17 protein-coding genes are annotated in these 17,968 nt (G+C 66.2%); 12 read left to right on the top strand and 5 right to left on the bottom strand.

Translation table 11 applies throughout. The features are described from left to right. Positions 1-20: 20 nt before the first annotated feature. Both AC3D24_RS07020 and AC3D24_RS07015 read left to right on the top strand, forming a co-directional pair. A complete protein-coding gene (locus tag AC3D24_RS07020; protein WP_489033090.1) occupies positions 21-4,112 on the top strand; it encodes a translocation/assembly module TamB domain-containing protein in 4,092 nt (1,363 codons plus the stop codon). A 221-nt stretch (positions 4,113-4,333) separates the two neighbouring features. Beyond that, a complete protein-coding gene (locus AC3D24_RS07015; protein ID WP_489029341.1) occupies positions 4,334-5,335 on the top strand; it encodes a glycoside hydrolase family 3 N-terminal domain-containing protein in 1,002 nt (333 codons plus the stop codon). 375 nt (positions 5,336-5,710) lie between these two features. Here AC3D24_RS07015 and map read toward each other — a convergent pair whose 3' ends face one another. Both map and AC3D24_RS07005 read right to left on the bottom strand, forming a co-directional pair. Continuing rightward, entirely contained in the window at positions 5,711-6,484 is a 774-nt protein-coding gene (gene map, locus AC3D24_RS07010; protein WP_489029339.1) for a type I methionyl aminopeptidase, read from the bottom strand. A gap of 1 nt (position 6,485) precedes the next feature. Then, the gene (locus AC3D24_RS07005; RefSeq protein WP_489029337.1) at positions 6,486-6,692 is read right to left on the bottom strand and encodes a ParD-like family protein; all 207 of its coding nucleotides are present in this window, start codon (positions 6,690-6,692) and stop codon (positions 6,486-6,488) included. 105 nt (positions 6,693-6,797) lie between these two features. Here AC3D24_RS07005 and AC3D24_RS07000 point away from each other — a divergent pair, with 105 nt between their 5' ends. From AC3D24_RS07000 to tatC, 5 genes are read left to right on the top strand one after another with little or no spacing between them, the layout of a single operon-like run. Further along, a complete protein-coding gene (locus tag AC3D24_RS07000; protein ID WP_489029336.1) occupies positions 6,798-7,523 on the top strand; it encodes a segregation and condensation protein A in 726 nt (241 codons plus the stop codon). Beyond that, on the top strand, positions 7,520-8,110 hold the full coding sequence (scpB, locus tag AC3D24_RS06995; protein WP_489029334.1) for an SMC-Scp complex subunit ScpB: 591 nt from the start codon (positions 7,520-7,522) through the stop codon (positions 8,108-8,110). Before AC3D24_RS07000 ends, scpB begins: the two co-directional genes overlap by 4 nt. Positions 8,111-8,145: 35 nt before the next feature. Beyond that, positions 8,146-8,391: a Sec-independent protein translocase subunit TatA gene (locus tag AC3D24_RS06990; protein ID WP_056055794.1), complete on the top strand. Its 246-nt coding sequence runs from the start codon at positions 8,146-8,148 to the stop codon at positions 8,389-8,391. 37 nt (positions 8,392-8,428) lie between these two features. Beyond that, on the top strand, positions 8,429-8,974 hold the full coding sequence (gene tatB, locus AC3D24_RS06985) for a Sec-independent protein translocase protein TatB (protein WP_489029332.1): 546 nt from the start codon (positions 8,429-8,431) through the stop codon (positions 8,972-8,974). A 28-nt stretch (positions 8,975-9,002) separates the two neighbouring features. Continuing rightward, entirely contained in the window at positions 9,003-9,785 is a 783-nt protein-coding gene (gene tatC / locus AC3D24_RS06980; RefSeq protein WP_489029330.1) for a twin-arginine translocase subunit TatC, read from the top strand. A 100-nt stretch (positions 9,786-9,885) separates the two neighbouring features. Here the strand turns inward: tatC and AC3D24_RS06975 are convergent, their stop codons facing one another. The 3 genes from AC3D24_RS06975 to AC3D24_RS06965 all read right to left on the bottom strand — a co-directional run bounded on the left by AC3D24_RS06975 (position 9,886) and on the right by AC3D24_RS06965 (position 12,062). Next, the gene (locus AC3D24_RS06975) at positions 9,886-10,020 is read right to left on the bottom strand and encodes an entericidin A/B family lipoprotein (RefSeq protein WP_489029329.1); all 135 of its coding nucleotides are present in this window, start codon (positions 10,018-10,020) and stop codon (positions 9,886-9,888) included. Positions 10,021-10,317: 297 nt separating this feature from the next. Next, on the bottom strand, positions 10,318-11,847 hold the full coding sequence (locus AC3D24_RS06970) for a sensor histidine kinase (RefSeq protein WP_489033088.1): 1,530 nt from the start codon (positions 11,845-11,847) through the stop codon (positions 10,318-10,320). A 125-nt stretch (positions 11,848-11,972) separates the two neighbouring features. Next, a complete protein-coding gene (locus AC3D24_RS06965; protein WP_162233433.1) occupies positions 11,973-12,062 on the bottom strand; it encodes a NepR family anti-sigma factor in 90 nt (29 codons plus the stop codon). A 442-nt stretch (positions 12,063-12,504) separates the two neighbouring features. Here AC3D24_RS06965 and AC3D24_RS06960 point away from each other — a divergent pair, with 442 nt between their 5' ends. The 5 genes from AC3D24_RS06960 to AC3D24_RS06940 all read left to right on the top strand — a co-directional run bounded on the left by AC3D24_RS06960 (position 12,505) and on the right by AC3D24_RS06940 (position 17,847). Beyond that, complete coding sequence (locus AC3D24_RS06960) at positions 12,505-13,308, top strand: response regulator (protein WP_489029327.1); 804 nt, start codon at positions 12,505-12,507, stop codon at positions 13,306-13,308. A gap of 109 nt (positions 13,309-13,417) precedes the next feature. Beyond that, positions 13,418-13,555 carry a hypothetical protein gene (locus tag AC3D24_RS06955; protein ID WP_489029325.1) on the top strand — a complete coding sequence of 46 codons (138 nt, stop codon included), beginning with the start codon at positions 13,418-13,420 and terminating at the stop codon, positions 13,553-13,555. Positions 13,556-13,651: 96 nt separating this feature from the next. Then, a complete protein-coding gene (locus AC3D24_RS06950) occupies positions 13,652-14,305 on the top strand; it encodes a sigma-70 family RNA polymerase sigma factor (protein WP_489029323.1) in 654 nt (217 codons plus the stop codon). Positions 14,306-14,717: 412 nt separating this feature from the next. Next, positions 14,718-17,402 (top strand): bifunctional [glutamine synthetase] adenylyltransferase/[glutamine synthetase]-adenylyl-L-tyrosine phosphorylase, encoded by a 2,685-nt coding sequence (locus AC3D24_RS06945; protein WP_489029321.1) that lies wholly within the window; start codon positions 14,718-14,720, stop codon positions 17,400-17,402. Continuing rightward, complete coding sequence (locus tag AC3D24_RS06940) at positions 17,395-17,847, top strand: peroxiredoxin (RefSeq protein ID WP_489029320.1); 453 nt, start codon at positions 17,395-17,397, stop codon at positions 17,845-17,847. Before AC3D24_RS06945 ends, AC3D24_RS06940 begins: the two co-directional genes overlap by 8 nt. Positions 17,848-17,968: the final 121 nt, after the last annotated feature.

Here is a 17,968-nt window from a genome sequence, read left to right as displayed (position 1 = left end):
GCTGGGTCACGAGCGCAGTCATGGCGCTACTCGTGATCATCGGCGCCGCGTTGCTGATCGTCGACACCGACATCGGCCACCGCTTCGTCGCGGACCGGATCGCCGCGATCAGGACCGCCAACGGGCTTCGCTTCACGGTCGGGCGGATCGACGGGTCGGTCTACGGCGACACCCGGCTGATCGACGTGCGCGTGTACGATCTCGACGGGCTCGTCTTCCAGGCGCCCAACGTCACGCTCGACTGGTCGCCGTTCGACTGGTTCTCCAACCGGCTGGAGATCCAGCGGCTGATCGTCGATCGCGCGATCCTGACGCACACGCCGCGCACCCGGCCATCGAAGACGCGCGGGCCGATCCTGCCCGATTTCGACATTCACATCGGCAAGCTCTCGGTCGGCCGGCTGACGCTGGCGAAGCGCGTGCTCGGGACTGAGCGTATCGGTACCCTTGAAGGGCGTGCCGATATCCGCTCCGGCAGGGCGCTGGTCGACCTGAAGGCGCGCGTCGCTGGCAGCGACGACCTGAAGCTCCGGATCGACGCCGAGCCCGCCCGCGACCGTTTCGACATCGACGTCGCGGCAAAGGGGGCGGCGAACGGCGTACTCGCGCGCATGGTTAAGGCGAAGGCCCCCGTGTCACTCGCGGTGACCGGCGACGGCAGCTGGGCACGTTGGAACGGCCGGGCGAACGGCCTTGTCGGTAAGACGCGCGTCGTCGATCTCGCGCTCGCGCAAGTCGCCGGGCGCTACACGCTTTCGGGCACGCTGGCGCCGTCGTCGCTGCTTCACGGGAGACTGCAACGGCTGACCGCCCCGCGCATCCTCGTCAACGGCAGCGCCGGCTTCGTCAACCGCCGCCTCGAAGGACAACTCTCGCTCCGCACGCCCGCGCTCGCGGTCGACACGACCGGCATCGTCGATCTCGGCGCGAACGCCTATCGCGACGTGCGGATCAAGGCGCGGCTGCTGCGGCCGTCCGCCCTTTTCGACAATATGAGCGGCAACGTGGTCGAACTCCGCGCCATTCTCGACGGACCGTTTGCGACTGCGGCGTTCGATTACCGCCTCGACGCAAGCCGCTTTGCGTTCGACGAGACCGGCTTCGAGAACGCGCACGCCGCCGGCAAGGGGCGCCTGTCCGCCGCCCCCGTGACCGTCCCGATCCGCTTCACCGCCGCGCGCGTGACCGGCGTCGGCAATGTCGCCGGCGGCATCCTCCGCAACCTGACCGTCGACGGACAACTCCGCGTCACGCCCACGTTGCTCACGGGCGACGCACTCCGCCTGCGCTCCGACAAGCTCGCCGGTAGCATCAACCTGATCGTCGACCTGCGTAACGGCCAGTTCGAGGTCGGCATCAATGGCGGGCTCGGGCGTTACCTCATCCCTGGCCTCGGCATCGTCGACGTGAAGTCGACCCTGCGCGTCGTCCCCGGCCCGAACCGCCACGGCACGCGCGTCATCGGCCAGGGCACCGCGCAGATGGTTCGGCTCGACAACGCGTTCTTCCGCAGCCTCGCCGGCGGACTGCCGCGCATCACCACCAACCTCGAACGCACCACCGACGGCATCCTGCACTTCACGAACCTGGTGCTGACCGCGCCGCAGATCCGCCTGACCGGCAACGGCTATCGGCGCCGAGACGGGACGTTCCACTTCGAGGGTAGCGGGCGACAGCAGACCTACGGCCCGGTGACGCTGAAACTCGACGGCCAGATCGACAAGCCGACGCTCGATCTCGTCTTCGCTAGCCCCAACGCGACGCTCGACCTGTCGAACGTCCGCGCGCATCTCGATCCGACACCGCAGGGTTTCGCTTTCACGGCTAACGGCGGATCGCGCCTCGGCCCGTTCACCACCAACGGCGCGATCCTGTTGCCGCCGGGCGCCGGCGCGACGATCGCCATCGCCGCGCTCGACGTCGCAGGCACCCGCGCAAGCGGCAACGTCGCGGTCGTCGATGGCGGCTTCAACGGCAGGCTCGCCGTCGCGGGCGGCGGTATCTCCGGCGAACTCCTCTTCCGCCCAGTCGGCCAGATTCAGCGCATCGAAGGCCATCTCGCCGCCAAGGCAGCCACGCTCGACACCGTCGCGCTCCGCCAGGGCAAGCTCGATTTCGTCACGCTGCTCGATCCCGCCGGCACCTCGATCGAGGCGACCGCGACCGGCCTCGGCCTGCGTCGCGGCGCCCTCAGCCTCGCCCGCTTCAACGGCACCGCCTCGCTACGCGGCGGCATCGGCACGATCCGCGCGTCGATCGCCGGCTCGCGCGGCCGCGCGTTCGACATCCAGAGCATTACGCAGGTCACCGCGAACAGCTACGCGATCTCCGCCCAAGGCACGCTCGACGGCCGCCCGCTCAAACTGCTCACCCCCGCAGTCCTCACCCAGGCGGAAAACGGCTGGCACCTCGCGCCCACCAAGCTCAGCTTCGGCGGCGGCGAGGCGCAGGTCGGCGGCCGCTTCACCGCGACTACCACCGCGATCGACGCCAGCCTGACGCGGATGCCGCTCGCGCTGCTCGACATCGGCTACCCGGGCCTCGGCCTGAGCGGTTCGGCATCGGGCCGCTTCAACTTCGCCACCGCAAACGGCGCCGCGCCCACGGGCAAGGCCGATCTCACGATCCGCGGACTCGCCCGCGCCGGTCTAGTCCTATCCTCGCGACCGATCGACGTCGGCGTCGCGGCCGTACTTTCGCCCGACAAGCTCGGCCTGCGCGCCGTCATCGCGTCGGGCGGCAAGACGATCGGCCGCGCCCAAGCCCAACTCGCGCCGCTCGGACCCAATGCTGGAGGGGGCGACCTAGCCTCGCGCATCAGCAACGCCCGCCTGTTCGGACAACTCCGCTACAGCGGCCCGGCCGACACGCTCTGGCGCCTCACCGGAGTCGAGCTGTTCGACCTGTCCGGCCCGGTCGCGATCGGCGCGGACGTCGTCGGCACGCTCGCCAACCCGACGATCCGCGGCGTGGTGCAGGCGAACGGCGCGCGGATCGAGAGTGCGACCACCGGCACCGTCCTCACCAACGTCCAGGCAACCGGCCGGTTCGGCGGCTCGCGCCTCGTGATCGACCGCTTCGGTGCCGACGCAGGCAAGGGCGGCCGCGTCACCGGCACAGGCCAGTTCGAATTCGCCGCCGCCGCCGGGATCGGCCTCGACCTCACGCTCCAGGCCGACAAGGCCGTCATGATCAACCGCGACGATATCGGCGCCACCGTCACCGGCCCGCTGACGGTCAAGTCGAACGGCTCGGGCGGCACGATCGCGGGCGACGTCGTGCTCGACAAGAGCCGCTACCGCCTCGGCCAGGCGACCGCCGCCAGCGCAGTGCCGCAGCTCAACATCCGGGAGATCAACCTGCCCGAGGGCGGCGAGGAGGTCATCGCCCCCACCAAACCCTGGACGCTCGCGATCAAGGCTCGCGCGCCGAACCAGGTCATGGTCAGCGGCCTCGGCCTCACCAGCGAATGGTCCGCTAACCTCCAGATCGCCGGCCAGCCCGAGAACCCGGCGATCACCGGCCGTGCGACGCTGATCCGAGGCGACTACGAGTTCGCTGGCCGCAAGTTCGAACTGGCGCGCGGCATCATCCGCTTCGACGGACAGGTTCCCGCCAACCCGGCGCTCGATATCGAGGCGAATGCGGACTCGACCGGGCTAAGTGCCTCGATCCGGGTCACGGGCTATGCACTGAAGCCCGAGATCAGCTTCACCAGCACGCCCGCATTGCCCGAGGATGAACTCCTCTCCCGCCTGCTGTTCGGCACGTCGATCACCAATCTGTCCGCCCCCGAAGCCCTCCAGCTGGCGGCGGCGGTCGCGGCCTTGCAGGGCGGCGGCAGCGGCCTCAACCCGATCAACGCGGTGCGCCGCGCCGCCGGGCTCGACCGCCTGCGCATCCTCCCCGCCGATCCGCAGACCGGGCAGGGCACCTCGATCGCGGCAGGCAAATACGTCACCCGACGCCTCTACGCGGAGATCGTCACCGACGGTCAGGGCTATTCCGCCACGCAGGTCGAGTTCCAGGTCACCCGCTGGCTGTCACTGCTGTCGAGCATCTCAACCCTCGGCCGCCAGAGCGCCAACGTCCGCGTATCGAAGGATTATTGAGCGTTCCCGGTTGCTCACGCGCGATTCTTGCGAATTAGTACCACCCCGGCGAAGGCCGGGGCCCAACTGGAAAGGTCGCAGCAACGAAATGCTGCCCTTGGTCATGACCGTCCCCAAATTGGGCCCCGGCCTTCGCCGGGGTGGTGGCCTTGTGTCGCGCAGCCCCTTCGACTTCGCACCGGGCGAACGGTAAGGGAATTTTTTCGGTTTAGGACTCAGTCATGAAGCCCGTCATCTTCGGCCTCTCCGGCCCCGTCCTCACCCCCGCCGAACGGGCGTTCTTCGCCGAGTGCGAGCCCGCCGGCTACATCCTCTTCAAGCGCAATATCGTCGACCGCGCGCAGGTGAGGGCGCTGACGGACTCGCTACGGGCGCTAGCCGGACGCGACAATCTGGCAATCCTGATCGACCAGGAGGGGGGGCGCGTCGCGCGGATGGGCCCCCCCGAATGGCCTGCATTCCCGGCAGGGCCGGTGTTCGACGCGGCGTACGAGCGCGCGCCGATGACCGCGATCCAGGCGGCGCGCGCTAACGGGCAGGCGCTGGGGGTGATGCTCAGCGAGGTCGGCATCACCGTCGACTGCGCGCCGCTGCTCGATGTGTCGCAGCCTGATACGACCGAGGCGGTGTCATGCCGCACGTTCGGTTCGGACCCGATGCGCGTCGCAGCACTCGGCCGTGCAACGCTGGAGGGCCTAGCCGAAGGCGGCGTCGTCGGCGTGGTGAAGCACATGCCAGGCCACGGCCGTGCGCGCGTGGACACGCACCACCACCTCCCGACCGTCACCGCGACCGACGCCGAGCTCGAGATCGACCTCGAACCCTTCCGCACACTCAACCAGGCGCCAATGGGCATGACCTCGCACATCGTCTTCGAAGCCTGGGACGCCGACCGCCCCGCAACGCTCTCGCCGACCGTGATCGAGCGCATCATTCGCGAACGGATCGGCTTCGACGGCCTGCTGATGACCGACGACATCGACATGAAGGCGCTGTCCGGCACCGCAGGCGACAAGGCGGCCGGCGCAATCGCCGCCGGCTGCGACCTGGTGCTCGACTGCTGGGCGCGGATGGACGAAATGATCGAGATCGCCGGCCGCTTGGGGGAGATCTCCGAAGTCTCGCGCACCCGGCTCGACCGAGCGATGGCGTCGGTCGGCACTGCAAAAGGCGACTTCGCCGAACTGATCGCCACGCGGGATGCTTTGCTGGCGAAAGCCTGACACCCGCGAGATATGGACCACCCCGACGGAGGCCGGGGCCCAAATGGAGAGGTCGCAGTAACGAAGCGCAGCGTCAGTCAGCGACGTCGCCCAATTGGGCCCCGGCCTTCGCCGGGGTGGTGACGGAGAGCACACTCCCCGTTCGACCTGAGTAGCTGCTGAGCTTGTCGAAGCGGCGTATCGAAGGACAGGTTGGCGTGCGGAACCTGTGCTTCGATACGCGCCTTCGATAAGGCCCTGACGGGCCTACTCAGTCGCTACTCAGCACGAACGGCAAAAGGGGAGAACGGAGAAAGGGAAGGGGAGGGGAAGAGGAAGGGAGTGAGGGTTGCGCGCTCCGCGCTCCACATCCACGCCCCGCACTTCACGCCCCAATCACCCCAACCCCCGAGCCCGCTCATCCTGCCGCAACGTCAGCACTTCCACCCCGTCCCGCGTCACCGCCACCGTATGCTCGAACTGCGCCGACAGCTTGCGGTCGTCGGTGACCACCGTCCACCCATCGTCCTCGGTCGACACCTTCCGTGTCCCCTGGTTGATCATCGGCTCGATCGTGAAGACCATGCCCTCGCGCAGCATCATGCCCGTTCCGGCCCGCCCGAAATGCAGGATCTGCGGCTCCTCGTGCATCTCGCTGCCGATGCCGTGCCCGCAATAGTCGCGCACCACCGAATAGCCGTTCTTCTTCGCATGCCGCTCGATTGCGGAACCGATGTCGCCGAGATGCGCGCCAGCCCGCACCTGCTTGATGCCCTGCCACATCGCCTCCTGCGCGACGCGCACCAGCCGTCGCGCCGCCGGCGGCGCGTTTCCGACCAGATACGTCTTGCTCGAATCAGCGATGAAGCCGTTCTTCTCCAGCGTGATGTCGAGATTGACGATGTCGCCGTCGCGGATGATGTCGGTCGCGTTGGGTACGCCGTGGCAGACGACGTGGTTGATCGAGCTGTTCAGGACATAGCCGAAGTCATATTGCCCCTTGCTGGCCGGTCGCGCGGCGAGGTCGTCGGTGATGAACCGCTCGACCAGGTCGTTGACCTGCAAGGTCGACATGCCCGCCAGATCCCGCGCATCGAGCATCTCGAACACCGAGGCGAGCAACGCCCCCGATGCGCGCATCAGCGCCAGTTCGTCCGGCGTCTTCACCATGTCAGGCGGCCGCCACGTCAGGCACGCGGACCGACGCCGCGGCCAGTTGCGCGGTGACGATATCGTTGAACGACAACGTCGGGTTGGCTTCGGCGAGCATACCGATCTTCATCCAGAATTCGGCCTGCGCGTTGATCGAGCGGCACAGGACCTGGCTCGCCCGCCGTGCATCCTCGTGCAGCACGTCGTCGATCTTCACGATACCCATAACTGCCTCTACACCGAACGGACCATATGAAACGTATATGCTTCGTATGGCGGGCCGTCAACGCGGAGGGTGGATGCGTGACGATGCGCGCTGTAGCGTCCGCCGATGGACGACGGCCAACTCACGCTGGATCTCGACGGATGGGAAGGCCCTCTCGATCTGCTGCTGTCGCTCGCGCGTGGGCAGAAGGTGGACCTGCGGAAGATCTCGATCCTCGCGCTGGTCGAGCAGTATCTTGCTTACGTCGAGTCCGCCCGCGCGCTGAAGCTCGAACTGGCCGCGGATTATCTCGTGATGGCGGCCTGGCTGGCGTATCTGAAGTCCGCGCTGTTGCTGCCCCGCGATCCGCTCGCCGAGCCCGACCCCGAGGAGCTCGCGCTCAGGCTGCAACTCCGCCTCGAAAGGCTGGCCGCCATGCGCGAGGCCGGCGCCCGGCTGATGGCGCGCGATCGGACCGGGCGCGACGTGTTCCTGCGCGGCGCGCCCGAAGGTCTGCGGACGGTGCGGAAAGCGGCATGGCAGGCGGAAATCTTCGATCTGATCGCCGCCTATGGCCGGATTTCGGCGCGGACACGGCCGGTGATGCACGTGGTTGCCGACCGCGAGGTGATGACGCTGGAGGCGGCACTCGATCGGGTGTCGATGCTGGTCGGCGAACGGATCGACTGGAGCGTGATCGAGAGCTTCCTGCCTGAGGCCGGCGAACGGCTGCGACGATCCGCGCTGGCATCGAGCTTCGTCGCGGCGCTCGAACTCGCGCGGCAGGGCAAGATCGAACTGCGCCAGGCCTCGCCCTTCGCACCGCTCTATCTGCGGGCACGGACGGGATGACGCCACCCGACGATATCACGCGGGCAGTCGAGGCGGTGCTGTTCGCTGCCGAGGCACCCCTGACGGTGGAGGCGATCCGCGCGCATGTCGGCGCCGGCGATGTCCGCGGAGCGCTGGACCGTCTGACAGCAGACTATGCCGGGCGCGGGATCGGTATCGTCCGGCGCGGCGAGCGCTGGCAGTTCCAGACGGCGGCGGACATGGCGCACCTGCTGCATCGGGACCGCGAGGAACCCCGCAAGCTGAGCCGCGCAGGGATCGAGACGCTGGCGATCATCGCCTATCACGAGCCGGTTACGCGTGCGGAAATCGAAGCGATTCGCGGCGTGCAGATCTCGAAGGGGACGCTCGACGTGCTGATGGAGGCGGGGTGGGTAAAGCCGGCGGGACGGCGCGAGGTACCGGGGCGGCCGCTGATGTTTGCGACCAGTCCTGCTTTTCTCGTTCATTTCGGCCTCGCGGGCCGCCGCGACCTGCCGGGAATCGACGATTTGCGTGCCGCCGGACTGCTAGATCCGGTCGATCTCGCCTTCGATCGCCTGGATGACGGCGAAGATGGCGAGGTGGCTGGCAATGACGCGGGATGAGGCTTAGATAGGGTTCAGTTTCCAGGAGAATGGCCATGGGCGGTTTTAGCCCGATTCACTTGCTCGTCCTCGCGGTCGTCGCGATCCTCCTTCTCGGCGGTGGCCGATTCTCGAACCTGATGGGCGACGTCGCCAAGGGTGTGAAGAACTTCAAGAAGGGCATGTCCGAGAACGACGACGAGACGCCGGCCAAGCCTTCGGCACGGATCGAAGCGCAGAAGACTGCCGATCCTGCATTCGATCGCGACGGCAATCGCGTCCGCGATGACCGTCCTGCCTGAAGCGGTAGAGTTGAAGACCCTAGATAGGCGCGGCTGAATGTTCGATATCGCGCCCTCCGAGTTCCTGCTCGTGGCCTTCGTCGCGCTCGTCGTGATCGGTCCGAAGGATTTGCCCAAGGCGATGCGCGTGGTCGGCTATTGGGTCGGCAAGGCGCGCGGCGTCGCTCGGCAGTTTCGCTCGGGCTTCGACTCGATGGTCCGCGAGGCCGAACTCGAGGAAATGGAAAAGCGCTGGGCGTCGGAAAACGAACGCATCATGCGCGAACATCCCCAGACCGGTGCCGATGGGGCGACAGATACGACGCAGGTCGTGCATTCGCCGGAAACCGACGAGCACCGTCGCGATTATCGGTCTACCGAAGATGCGGACGATCGCACGGACGAGCCGGTGATGGTCGAGAAGCCGGTGGTCGCTGCCGCTCCGTCCACGACATCGCCGGCGCCGGCGCCGTCGCCGGCGCCGGCGGCCACCGAGCACCACGATGGCGCACCGGTCGCGGATCGTGGTCCGGACCTGTTCGATGCGCCGACCGTCACTCATCCCGATGACAAGACCGGCAAGTCCGACGTAGCGTCGTCGTGACCGCCTTTTCCAACGCCGAAAGCACAGCATGAGCGAGATCGACGCAAGCCGGGCGCCGTTGCTCGACCATCTGATCGAGCTGCGGCGGCGGTTGCTGTATTGCATTGCCGCACTGGTGGTGACGTTCGCGATCGCGATGTATTTCGCCGAGGATATCTTCGGCTTCCTGGTCCACCCGCTGCTTGCGGCGGGGCAGAACAAGGTGATCTATACCGAGATCTTCGAGGCGTTCTTCGTCCAGATCAAGGTGGCGTTCTTCGCGGCGATGATGCTGTCGTTCCCGGTGATCGCCAACCAACTGTGGCAGTTCGTCGCGCCCGGGCTCTACAAGAAGGAAAAGCGCGCGCTCCTGCCGTTCATCCTCGCGACGCCGGTGCTGTTCCTGACCGGCGCGGCGATGGCGTATTACATCGCGATCCCGATGGCGCTTCACTTCCTGCTCGGGTTCGATGGCATGGTCGGCGGCATTCACCGCGAGGCGCTGCCGGGGATCGGCAATTATCTGTCGTTCACCATGCAGTTTCTGTTCGGCTTCGGGCTGTCGTTCCTGCTGCCGGTCCTGCTGATGCTGCTCGAGCGCGCCGGGATCGTCACCCGCAAGCAGCTGATAGGGGCACGTCGATATGCAATCGTCGCCGCCTTCGCCATCGCTGCCGTGCTGACTCCGCCGGATATCGGCTCGCAGCTGCTGCTCGCGATCCCGTTGGTCATCCTGTACGAGCTTGCGCTGGTCGGGATCTGGTTCACCGAGCGCAGCCGGGCGAAGGCCAAGGCGATAGAGGGCGAGACGACCGATATCGTCGAGGGCTGACCTACGCGATCGCTGTCCGACGCTAGGCATTGGACGTTCAAACGAAAACGGGGCCCGGTGCATGTGCACCGGGCCCCGTATCGTAGCAAAGCGCGAAGGCTTACTTGGCGCCGTCCGCAGTCTTCGCGACGGTCTTGCCCGCCGATGCCACGTCCTTGCCTGCGCCTTCGACCGTGTTGCATGCCGACACCATCAGAGCGCTGGCCACAATCGCCAATCCAACCAACTTACGCATAAACTTCCTCCAAGAACGGCTTGAATGCCACCGGGGAAGGAATGTTCGGAAACCGCAATCGTTCCGTTAGTGGAACCGAAAACTCGTTTGAAAGCGGCAGAATATGCCCAGCATTGCCAAACGATAAAGGCCCGGAAACATCACCGGGGGGGGGGAGGGTGATGCTACCGGGCCTATGTCTTGGATAGCGAGAGCGGGGGGGGCATAAAGTCGCTATCCGAAGTATCTAACGGCGATCGCGAAGGTCGGTTCCCGCATTTTCGGCATTAAGCTATAAAAAATCTGCACATGTATCGCTCAGTCGCGTCCGACTACCGCAAAGGCGATTTCATACGCGCCTGCCAGCGGATCGTGATGCAACGGCGATCGCAACTGGCGTGACAGCCCCTCCATAACCCGGCCATAGCGGGAAACGGCTTCGCGCAACGTGTCGCTCTCGACCAACGCCCGCGACACGACGCGCAACACGGCTTTGCCGGGGATGTCCGAGGGCTTCACTACCACCCGGATCTGCGCCGCCGGATCGCACGTCATCGCCAGTTCGATCGTCTCGGTGGCCAGAAATGCGACCGCGACCGCGACGTCCTGATTGACGAGGTACGGGTCGATATCGAGCGTGATGCCCAGTCCATGCGATCGGTCCGCCGCGGTGGCGCGGATATTCGCCGATAGCTCGCCGATCATCGTACGCAGGTTCAACCCGCGGTTTTCCTCCAGTTCGGCGAAGTGATTGCGGTGGACGACCGCCAAGGCATCGACGCGGCGCTGGATCGACGAATAGGCGTCCGTCGCGTCCGCACTGCGTGCACTGCGCGCGTGGAAGTTGATCAGGCTCGATATCACCTGCAGATTGTTCTTCACGCGGTGATGCACTTCGCGGGTCAGCTTGGTCTGGCGGACCAGTCCTTCGGCAAGCCCGGCTTCGTGCAGCGCGACGGTGCGGCTGATGGCCTGGAAGGTTTCGCCAAGATCGCGGATCTCCTGCGCTGGCAACGTACGGACCGCTCCGAAATCGATCTCCTCGCCCGGCGTGAAGGTCGCGACCGAGCCGCGCAACTGGCGCAGCGGCCGGATCAGCAGTCGATCCACGACGAACCAGGCGATGCTCGCCGCGGCGATCCACATCAGCAGCGGCAGCAGCAGTGCGATCACCAGCGACGACGTGACCGGTGCGCTGCGGATGCTGGTCCGCAACGCGAGACCGGCGACACCGAGGTCGGTCTTCATCGTCTCCATCCGATCGAGCGGCCGCTCATCGTCGATGGTTTCGAGATACAACGCCTTATCGTCCAGGACGATCGCGCTGCTGAGCGCCAACGCGCGGCTCGATGGGTGACCGATCTTCTCGAGGAAGGCGCGGGGGAAATAGGCGCGCGCCGACGTGTGGCCGCCCGGTCCCGATATCGCGAGCACGAGCCCCCGGTCCGGGACGATGGCGGCGGCGATCGGCATGTCGTCCTGATCTATCACGACGCGTTCGGGCAAGGGCACGCCGCACAACACGGTGCCATCGCGCTCGGCGATCACGAACCGGGTGCCGGCGGAGGATTGCTGCGCGAATACCCCCTGCGCACGCGCGCAACTCGGGGCATCGGCCGGATCGTTGCCGAGCGCATTCACGGCAACCCGAAGCGCGGTCATGTCGCCGACGAGTTCGATGGCGATCGCGCGGGCGCTTTCATTGGCGGTGACGCGAAGCCGTGCGCGCGCCTCGGCATCGGCGAGGCGCGTCGTCTGCAACGTCGCGAAAACCGCGATCAGCGCGAGCGGTAACAACGCGGCGCTGAGGATGAGGAAGAGTTTGCCGCCGGTGGTCAGGCGCCGCATCGCCGCCACGATGCGCCGATCGGGCTTGGCACGCTCGTCGTCGAAGTTCGGCTGTAAGGGGGTGGCGCCGGCAAGACTAGCCGACGCTGTATCCGTCATGGGGGGCATGGCCGCTGGCCCTGCCGTCAATCGAGCTTGCCGAGAAGGTCGAGCAAATCGTCGGGAATCGCCTCATCGACGGTCTTCTGATAAACCGAGCGTAGTGCCGACCCCATTTGACGATCCTTTTCGGGACCTTTCGCAGGCTTGGTGGCAGGCACTGTCTTCTCCGTGTCGTGGCCCAAACTCAAAACTTCCCCCTGCACGACGCAATCATATGAAGGCGAGTGCGCCGATACCCCTCTGGGATCGACAGGTCCACACTCGCGAAAAGATGCTCGTGAAACCAAATAGCATCTCGTTAGTTCCACGTCCGAGCGAATAATCCGCATCTTCGTACCACCGGGTTCACGGGCGGGTTCACGGACAGGTTCACGGGTCGGCCCACGGGCAGGTCTTGCGCTGGTTCCTGGAACGCGTTCGGCGGGGCGCCATACGGCGTATCCACAGCCAGTCCGGCGGCAAACGGGAAGCGGCTTTTTCAGCCGTCGCCATTGCAATGACGCGAGCCACCCGACACATGAGGGGCCGCGTAGGATCAGGGAGTATTCGTTACCCATGTCTCTTGGACAGCAACTTGCACCGCACCTTCCATTCCTGCGGCGCTATGGCCGGGCCCTGACCGGCAGCCAGATGCACGGCGATAAATATGTCCGCGCCACGCTAGAGGCCATCGTTGCCGCACCGGAGGAATTTCCGCGCGACGTCGATCCCCGTCTCGGCCTGTACCGGATGTTCCAGGCGATCTGGAACTCGGCCAATTTCGACGAAGTCGGCGACGAGAGCGCCGGTGAGGCCGAGGGTCATGAAGCCGTCGCTCGTGCCCGTCTCGCACGGATGACCCCGTTGTCGCGCCAGGCGCTGCTGTTGACCGCGATGGAGGGTTTCACGCCAGAGGATGCGGCGTATCTGATCGAAGTCGAGACGAGCGAAGTCGACGATCTGGTCGCCGACGCGCTGTCGGAAATCGAGAACCAGACCCGCGCGAAGGTCCTCATCATCGAGGACGAGCCGATCATCGCGATGGATATCGAGACGATCGTTCGCGATCTCGGCCATGACGTCACCGGCGTCGCGGTCACCCGCGACGAAGCCGTCGCGCTGGCGATGGAAACCCGCCCGGGCCTCGTGCTCGCCGACATCCAGCTTGCCGACGACAGCTCGGGCATCGATGCGGTCAAGGACATCCTCGCCGAGTTCGAGGTTCCCGTGATCTTCATCACCGCGTTCCCCGAGCGCCTGCTGACCGGTGAGCGTCCCGAGCCGACGTTCCTGATCACCAAGCCGTTCCAGCGTTCGACCGTGAAAGCCGCGATCAGCCAGGCGTTGTTCTTCGATCAGGCGACCGTTCCTACCGCGTAAGCCATGGATCGAGCGCCAACCGCTTGATTGTGCCATGTTATCGCTGCATCCTGGGTCCGTATCCGTAAACAGTTACGGACCCAAAACGGTTTTCGAGGGTTTAACGATCATGGCTGACCCGAACGAACGTATCCACGTCGAGACCGATGACGCGAGAGCGGGAGCGACCCCGCATATGACGCGATACGTACTGGCGATTTCGCTGGTACTCGTGATCGTGATCTTCGGGTTCCTCGTCCTCCGCTAACTTCCATCAGTCGTACGCTGCTGGCAATGGCCGCCGCGTGCGCTTATGCTCGTCGTACGTCGACGACAGTCTTCCATCGGGATTGATCGGATTTCCATGACCCAGCCTGCTCCGCGTACCGACGCCGAGGACGATATCGACGAAGTCGTCGCGCCGGTGGAGCACGTCTCGCTGTCCGACGCCGAGTTCAAGGTTCAGCTCGCGCAAGTCATTCCGCACCTCCGCGCGTTTGGGCGTTCGCTGTCGGGTAGCCGCGATCTTGCCGATGATTTGGTACAGGAAACGCTGCTGAAGGCATGGGCCGCGCGTCTGCGCTTCCAGGCTGGCACGAACATGCGCGCCTGGACCTTCATCATCCTGCGCAATCTGTATCTGTCCCAGATGCGTCGTGCCCGCTTCAAGGGCGAATGGGACGATCTGGTCGCCGATCGCATCCTAGCGGCACCAGCCAGCCAGGATCGTCATGTCGAACTCGGCGACATGCAGCGCGCGTTGATGCACCTGCCCCAGCCCCAGCGTGAGGCGCTGATTCTCGTCGGAGCCGGCGGCTTCGCTTATGAAGAGGCCGCCGAGATCTGCAACGTCGCCGTCGGCACTATCAAGAGCCGGGTCGCGCGTGGCCGTGTGGCGCTCGAAACGATCCTCAGCGATGGATCGCTGCCCTCGCGCCGCGACCATGAGACCGACACGAGCAAGACTGCGCTCGACACCATCATGGGCGACGTCGAAGAACTGAGCCGCGGCCGCTGAGGCGATCCGCGGTTCTTTACCCTGGATATGTTCCGGGGGCCGAGGTTCCGCAAACCAAACCGCACCGATTTCGCGGCACCGAAGATGTCAGAGTGAGCCCGGCATGACGAAAGACAGGTCGAACCGGTCAAACCACCCGAACGTCGATCTGCGCTAGTTCAGGCGAGGCGATCCGGCATCGAGACTGCGCAGCGCGCGGGCCATGTCATCGGGAAGACCGCGGGGTTCGTCGAAGGCGCCGCGGAGCGCATGACCAATTACATCCGTTACACGTGGGCGCCGCACGACCTGTGAGCCGTCACCGTCGCGTTGAATCGTGAGCTGCGAGTAAGTCATGCCGGTCATAACGCCCGATCATGACTTTCGTTGCTTTGTCGTGACATGCACGAAGTGGTTTCTATAGTATGTCGTAATGACTGCATATAAATATGAACCTGCGATAAACGACGCGGTAGGTCGCGCACGACTATGGTCGCCGTTCCTGTCGATGGTCCTCGACCGCGAGCCCGCGCTGGCGGAATCCCTTTCCGCAGGACGCCTCGACCTGTCGCTGTCGAGCGCCGATCCGGCGATGTCGGTCGGTAAGCGGCTTCGGCTTGAACGCCGCGCGCTCGCCCTCAACGTCGCGATCGGCGACTTGGCAGGCATACTCGATCTGACCGCCGTTACCGGAGCGCTGACCGGCTTTGCGGACCATGCGCTCGATACTGCGATCCGTGCCGCGATCGAGGAGCGGACGCCCGGTGCCGAGCCGCTCGGCTTCGTCGGCATCGCGCTCGGCAAGCAGGGCAGCGGCGAGCTCAACTATTCGTCGGACATCGATCCGATCCTGTTGTTCGATCCCGCGACGCTGCCCCGGAAACCGCGCGAGGAGGCAGAGCAGGCGGCCGTGCGGATCGGCAAACGCGTCGTCGAATTGCTTCAGGCGCGCGACGGCGATGGCTATGTCCTGCGCGTCGACCTGCGGTTGCGGCCGTCGCCGGAAATCACGCCGATCGTTCTGCCGGTCGAGGCGGCGATCGGCTATTACGAGGCGCAGGCGCTGCCGTGGGAGCGCGCCGCGTTCATCCGGGCGCGGGCGGCGGCGGGCGATATCGCGCTGGGCCAGCGGTTTCTCGATGCGATCCGGCCGTTCGTCTGGCGGCGGGCGCTCGATTTCGGCGCGATCGGCGAGATCCGCGGTATCTCCGCACGGATCCGCGACCACCATTCGCAGGGGCAGGCGTTCGGTCCCGGCTACGATCTGAAGCGCGGCCGGGGCGGGATCCGCGAGGCGGAGTTCTTTGCGCAGATCCACCAGTTGATTCACGGCGGTCGCGATCCAAGCGTCCGCGCACCCGCGACCCGCGATGCGCTTGCGCTCCTGGCTGAGGCTGGCTGGATCGGCCGCGATGATTCGCAGGCGCTGATCGAGGGCTACACGCTGCTGCGGACGATCGAACATCGTGTCCAGATGATCGACGATCGCCAGACGCACGCGCTGCCGATCGGCGACGCTCTCGATCGTGTCGCGAAGCTTCATGGCGTGGAAGGCACGGACGCGCTGCTGGCGTTGCTCGCGCCCCGCGTGGCCGCAACCGGGCGGATCTACGATGCGCTCGACGACACGGTGCGTCCCGCTTTCTCGCACGACCCGGTGACGTTGGAGGCTGATCTGGCCACAGCCGGGTTCGACCAGCCCGAGCCCGCACGACAGCGGATCCAGGCGTGGCGAAGCGGGGCATACCCTGCACTGCGCAGCCCTGCAGCCCGCGAGGCGCTGGAGGCCGTACTGCCGACCTTGGTGACGGCGTTTGCGACCGCGCCCGTTCCGCAGGCGGCGTTGCTGCGCCTCGATGCGCTCCTCGAACGCCTGCCCAGCGCGATCAACATCTTTCGCCTGCTGGAGGCGCGACCGGGATTGGCGACGTTGCTCGCGGCGATTCTCAGCCACGCGCCGACGCTGGCCGACGATCTCGGGCGACGGCCGGGCCTGCTCGACGGCCTGATCGACGCGACCGCGTTCGAACCGGTCGGCGATATCGGGGCGTTGGAGGCGGCGATGCGCGCCGGCGACGCTGGCGGCGATTATCAGGCGCGGCTCGATCATGTCCGCCGGGTCGTCGGCGAGTTGCGGTTCGCACTGGGGGCACAGATCGTTGCGGGCGCGTCCGATCCGCTCCACGTCGCCGCCGGCTATGCGCGGGTGGCGGAGGCGGCGATCGGCGTGCTCGCGCGCGCGACGATCGACGAGTTCGCCAAGGCGCATGGTGTCGTGCCGGGCAGTGAGCTCGTCATCCTCGCGCTCGGCCGGATGGGCGGCGCGATGCTCACGCACGCTTCCGATCTCGACCTCATCTATCTGTTTACGGGTGATTTTGCCGCCGAGTCCGACGGCTCGAAACCGCTCGGCGCGACGCTGTACTATAACCGCCTCGCCCAGCGCGTTACCGCGGCGCTGTCGGTCGCGACTGCTGCGGGGCCGCTCTACCAGATCGACACCCGGCTGCGACCGTCGGGCGGGCAGGGGCCGCTGGTCGTCACGCTCGACAGTTTCGCCCGCTATCAGCGCGAGGATGCGTGGACATGGGAGCATATGGCGCTCACCCGCGCCCGCCCCGTTTTCGGCTCGCCGGACGCGCGCGCCGCGGTGGCGACGATCGTGTGCCGTGTATTGGAGGGCGGTCGCCCGACCCGTGACGTGGTCGCCGAGGCCCGGTCGATGCGCGCGGACATGGCCGCGCACAAGCCGCCCAAGGGGCCGCTGGATGCCAAACTCCTTCCGGGAGGTCTCGTCGATCTGGAGTTTGCGGTGCATGTCGTCCAGCTGGTCAGTCGTGCCGGCTTCGATCCCAATCTCGGCACGGCGATCGACCGGCTGGCGGACGAAGGTCTTGTCCCGCCGACGTTGCGCGCTGCGCACGACGTGCTGACCCGGCTGCTCGTCACGCTCCGCCTCGTCGCCCCCGACGCCGCACCGCCGGGACACGCGACCGAGGAGCTGATCGCGCGCGCGATCGGCGTCGCGGACTGGGCAGCGGTGGTTGCCACGCTGGACGCGACACGGCAGGACGTCCGCCGGTTCTGGGCACAGGTGACGGGAGAGCAGGATGGATGACGGCGCGAAAATTCCCGATGTGACGGTCACGATCGACGATTCGGTCGTATCGCTCGTAAGTCTCGGTGCGCCGCTCGTGGTGTATTTCTATCCGAAGGACGACACCGCCGGCTGCACCACGGAGGCCAAGGACTTCTCCGCGCTCGCCGACGCGTTCGACGCAGCGGGGGTGAAGGTCGTCGGCGTCTCGAAGGACACGGTCGCCTCCCACGCGAAATTCACCGCCAAGCACGCGCTCACGGTCCGTCTTGCCAGTGATGTCGATGGCGCGGCGTGCGAAGCGTTCGGCGTCTGGGTCGAGAAGGCGATGTACGGCCGCAAATACATGGGCATCGAGCGCGCGACGTTCCTGTTCGCCGCCGACGGCACGCTTGCCAGAGCATGGCGCAAGGTTCGCGTTCCTGGCCATGCGGATGCTGTGCTGGCGGCTGCAAAGGCGCTTTGAACCCCTTGCAGATTCGTGGTTTTTCTCGCGCTGACGTCATCGTTCCACCCAACGTGCATCAACTCGCCGTATCAACCTGCCGCTCCGCCGCGCGATAGGGTTCGCGCTCTTGCCCAAGTCC

This window comes from Sphingomonas sp. SL1004 (genome assembly GCF_057815015.1).
This window is presented reverse-complemented; position numbering and strand designations above follow the sequence as displayed.

Excerpts from the sequence above, each read along its gene's own strand:
- map (WP_489029339.1), bottom strand. The coding sequence starts at position 6,484 with ATGGTGAAGACGCCGGACGAACTGGCGCTGATGCGCGCATCGGGGGCG.
- AC3D24_RS06960 (WP_489029327.1), top strand. The coding sequence starts at position 12,505 with ATGTCTCTTGGACAGCAACTTGCACCGCACCTTCCATTCCTGCGGCGC.
- tatB (WP_489029332.1), top strand. The coding sequence starts at position 8,429 with ATGTTCGATATCGCGCCCTCCGAGTTCCTGCTCGTGGCCTTCGTCGCG.
- scpB (WP_489029334.1), top strand. The coding sequence starts at position 7,520 with ATGACGCCACCCGACGATATCACGCGGGCAGTCGAGGCGGTGCTGTTC.
- AC3D24_RS06975 (WP_489029329.1), bottom strand. The coding sequence starts at position 10,020 with ATGCGTAAGTTGGTTGGATTGGCGATTGTGGCCAGCGCTCTGATGGTG.
- tatC (WP_489029330.1), top strand. The coding sequence starts at position 9,003 with ATGAGCGAGATCGACGCAAGCCGGGCGCCGTTGCTCGACCATCTGATC.
- AC3D24_RS07000 (WP_489029336.1), top strand. The coding sequence starts at position 6,798 with ATGGACGACGGCCAACTCACGCTGGATCTCGACGGATGGGAAGGCCCT.
- AC3D24_RS06940 (WP_489029320.1), top strand. The coding sequence starts at position 17,395 with ATGGATGACGGCGCGAAAATTCCCGATGTGACGGTCACGATCGACGAT.
- AC3D24_RS07015 (WP_489029341.1), top strand. The coding sequence starts at position 4,334 with ATGAAGCCCGTCATCTTCGGCCTCTCCGGCCCCGTCCTCACCCCCGCC.
- AC3D24_RS06955 (WP_489029325.1), top strand. The coding sequence starts at position 13,418 with ATGGCTGACCCGAACGAACGTATCCACGTCGAGACCGATGACGCGAGA.
- AC3D24_RS06970 (WP_489033088.1), bottom strand. The coding sequence starts at position 11,847 with ATGCGGCGCCTGACCACCGGCGGCAAACTCTTCCTCATCCTCAGCGCC.
- AC3D24_RS07020 (WP_489033090.1), top strand. The coding sequence starts at position 21 with ATGGCGCTACTCGTGATCATCGGCGCCGCGTTGCTGATCGTCGACACC.
- AC3D24_RS07005 (WP_489029337.1), bottom strand. The coding sequence starts at position 6,692 with ATGGGTATCGTGAAGATCGACGACGTGCTGCACGAGGATGCACGGCGG.
- AC3D24_RS06950 (WP_489029323.1), top strand. The coding sequence starts at position 13,652 with ATGACCCAGCCTGCTCCGCGTACCGACGCCGAGGACGATATCGACGAA.
- AC3D24_RS06965 (WP_162233433.1), bottom strand. The coding sequence starts at position 12,062 with ATGGGGTCGGCACTACGCTCGGTTTATCAGAAGACCGTCGATGAGGCG.
- AC3D24_RS06990 (WP_056055794.1), top strand. The coding sequence starts at position 8,146 with ATGGGCGGTTTTAGCCCGATTCACTTGCTCGTCCTCGCGGTCGTCGCG.
- AC3D24_RS06945 (WP_489029321.1), top strand. The coding sequence starts at position 14,718 with ATGACTGCATATAAATATGAACCTGCGATAAACGACGCGGTAGGTCGC.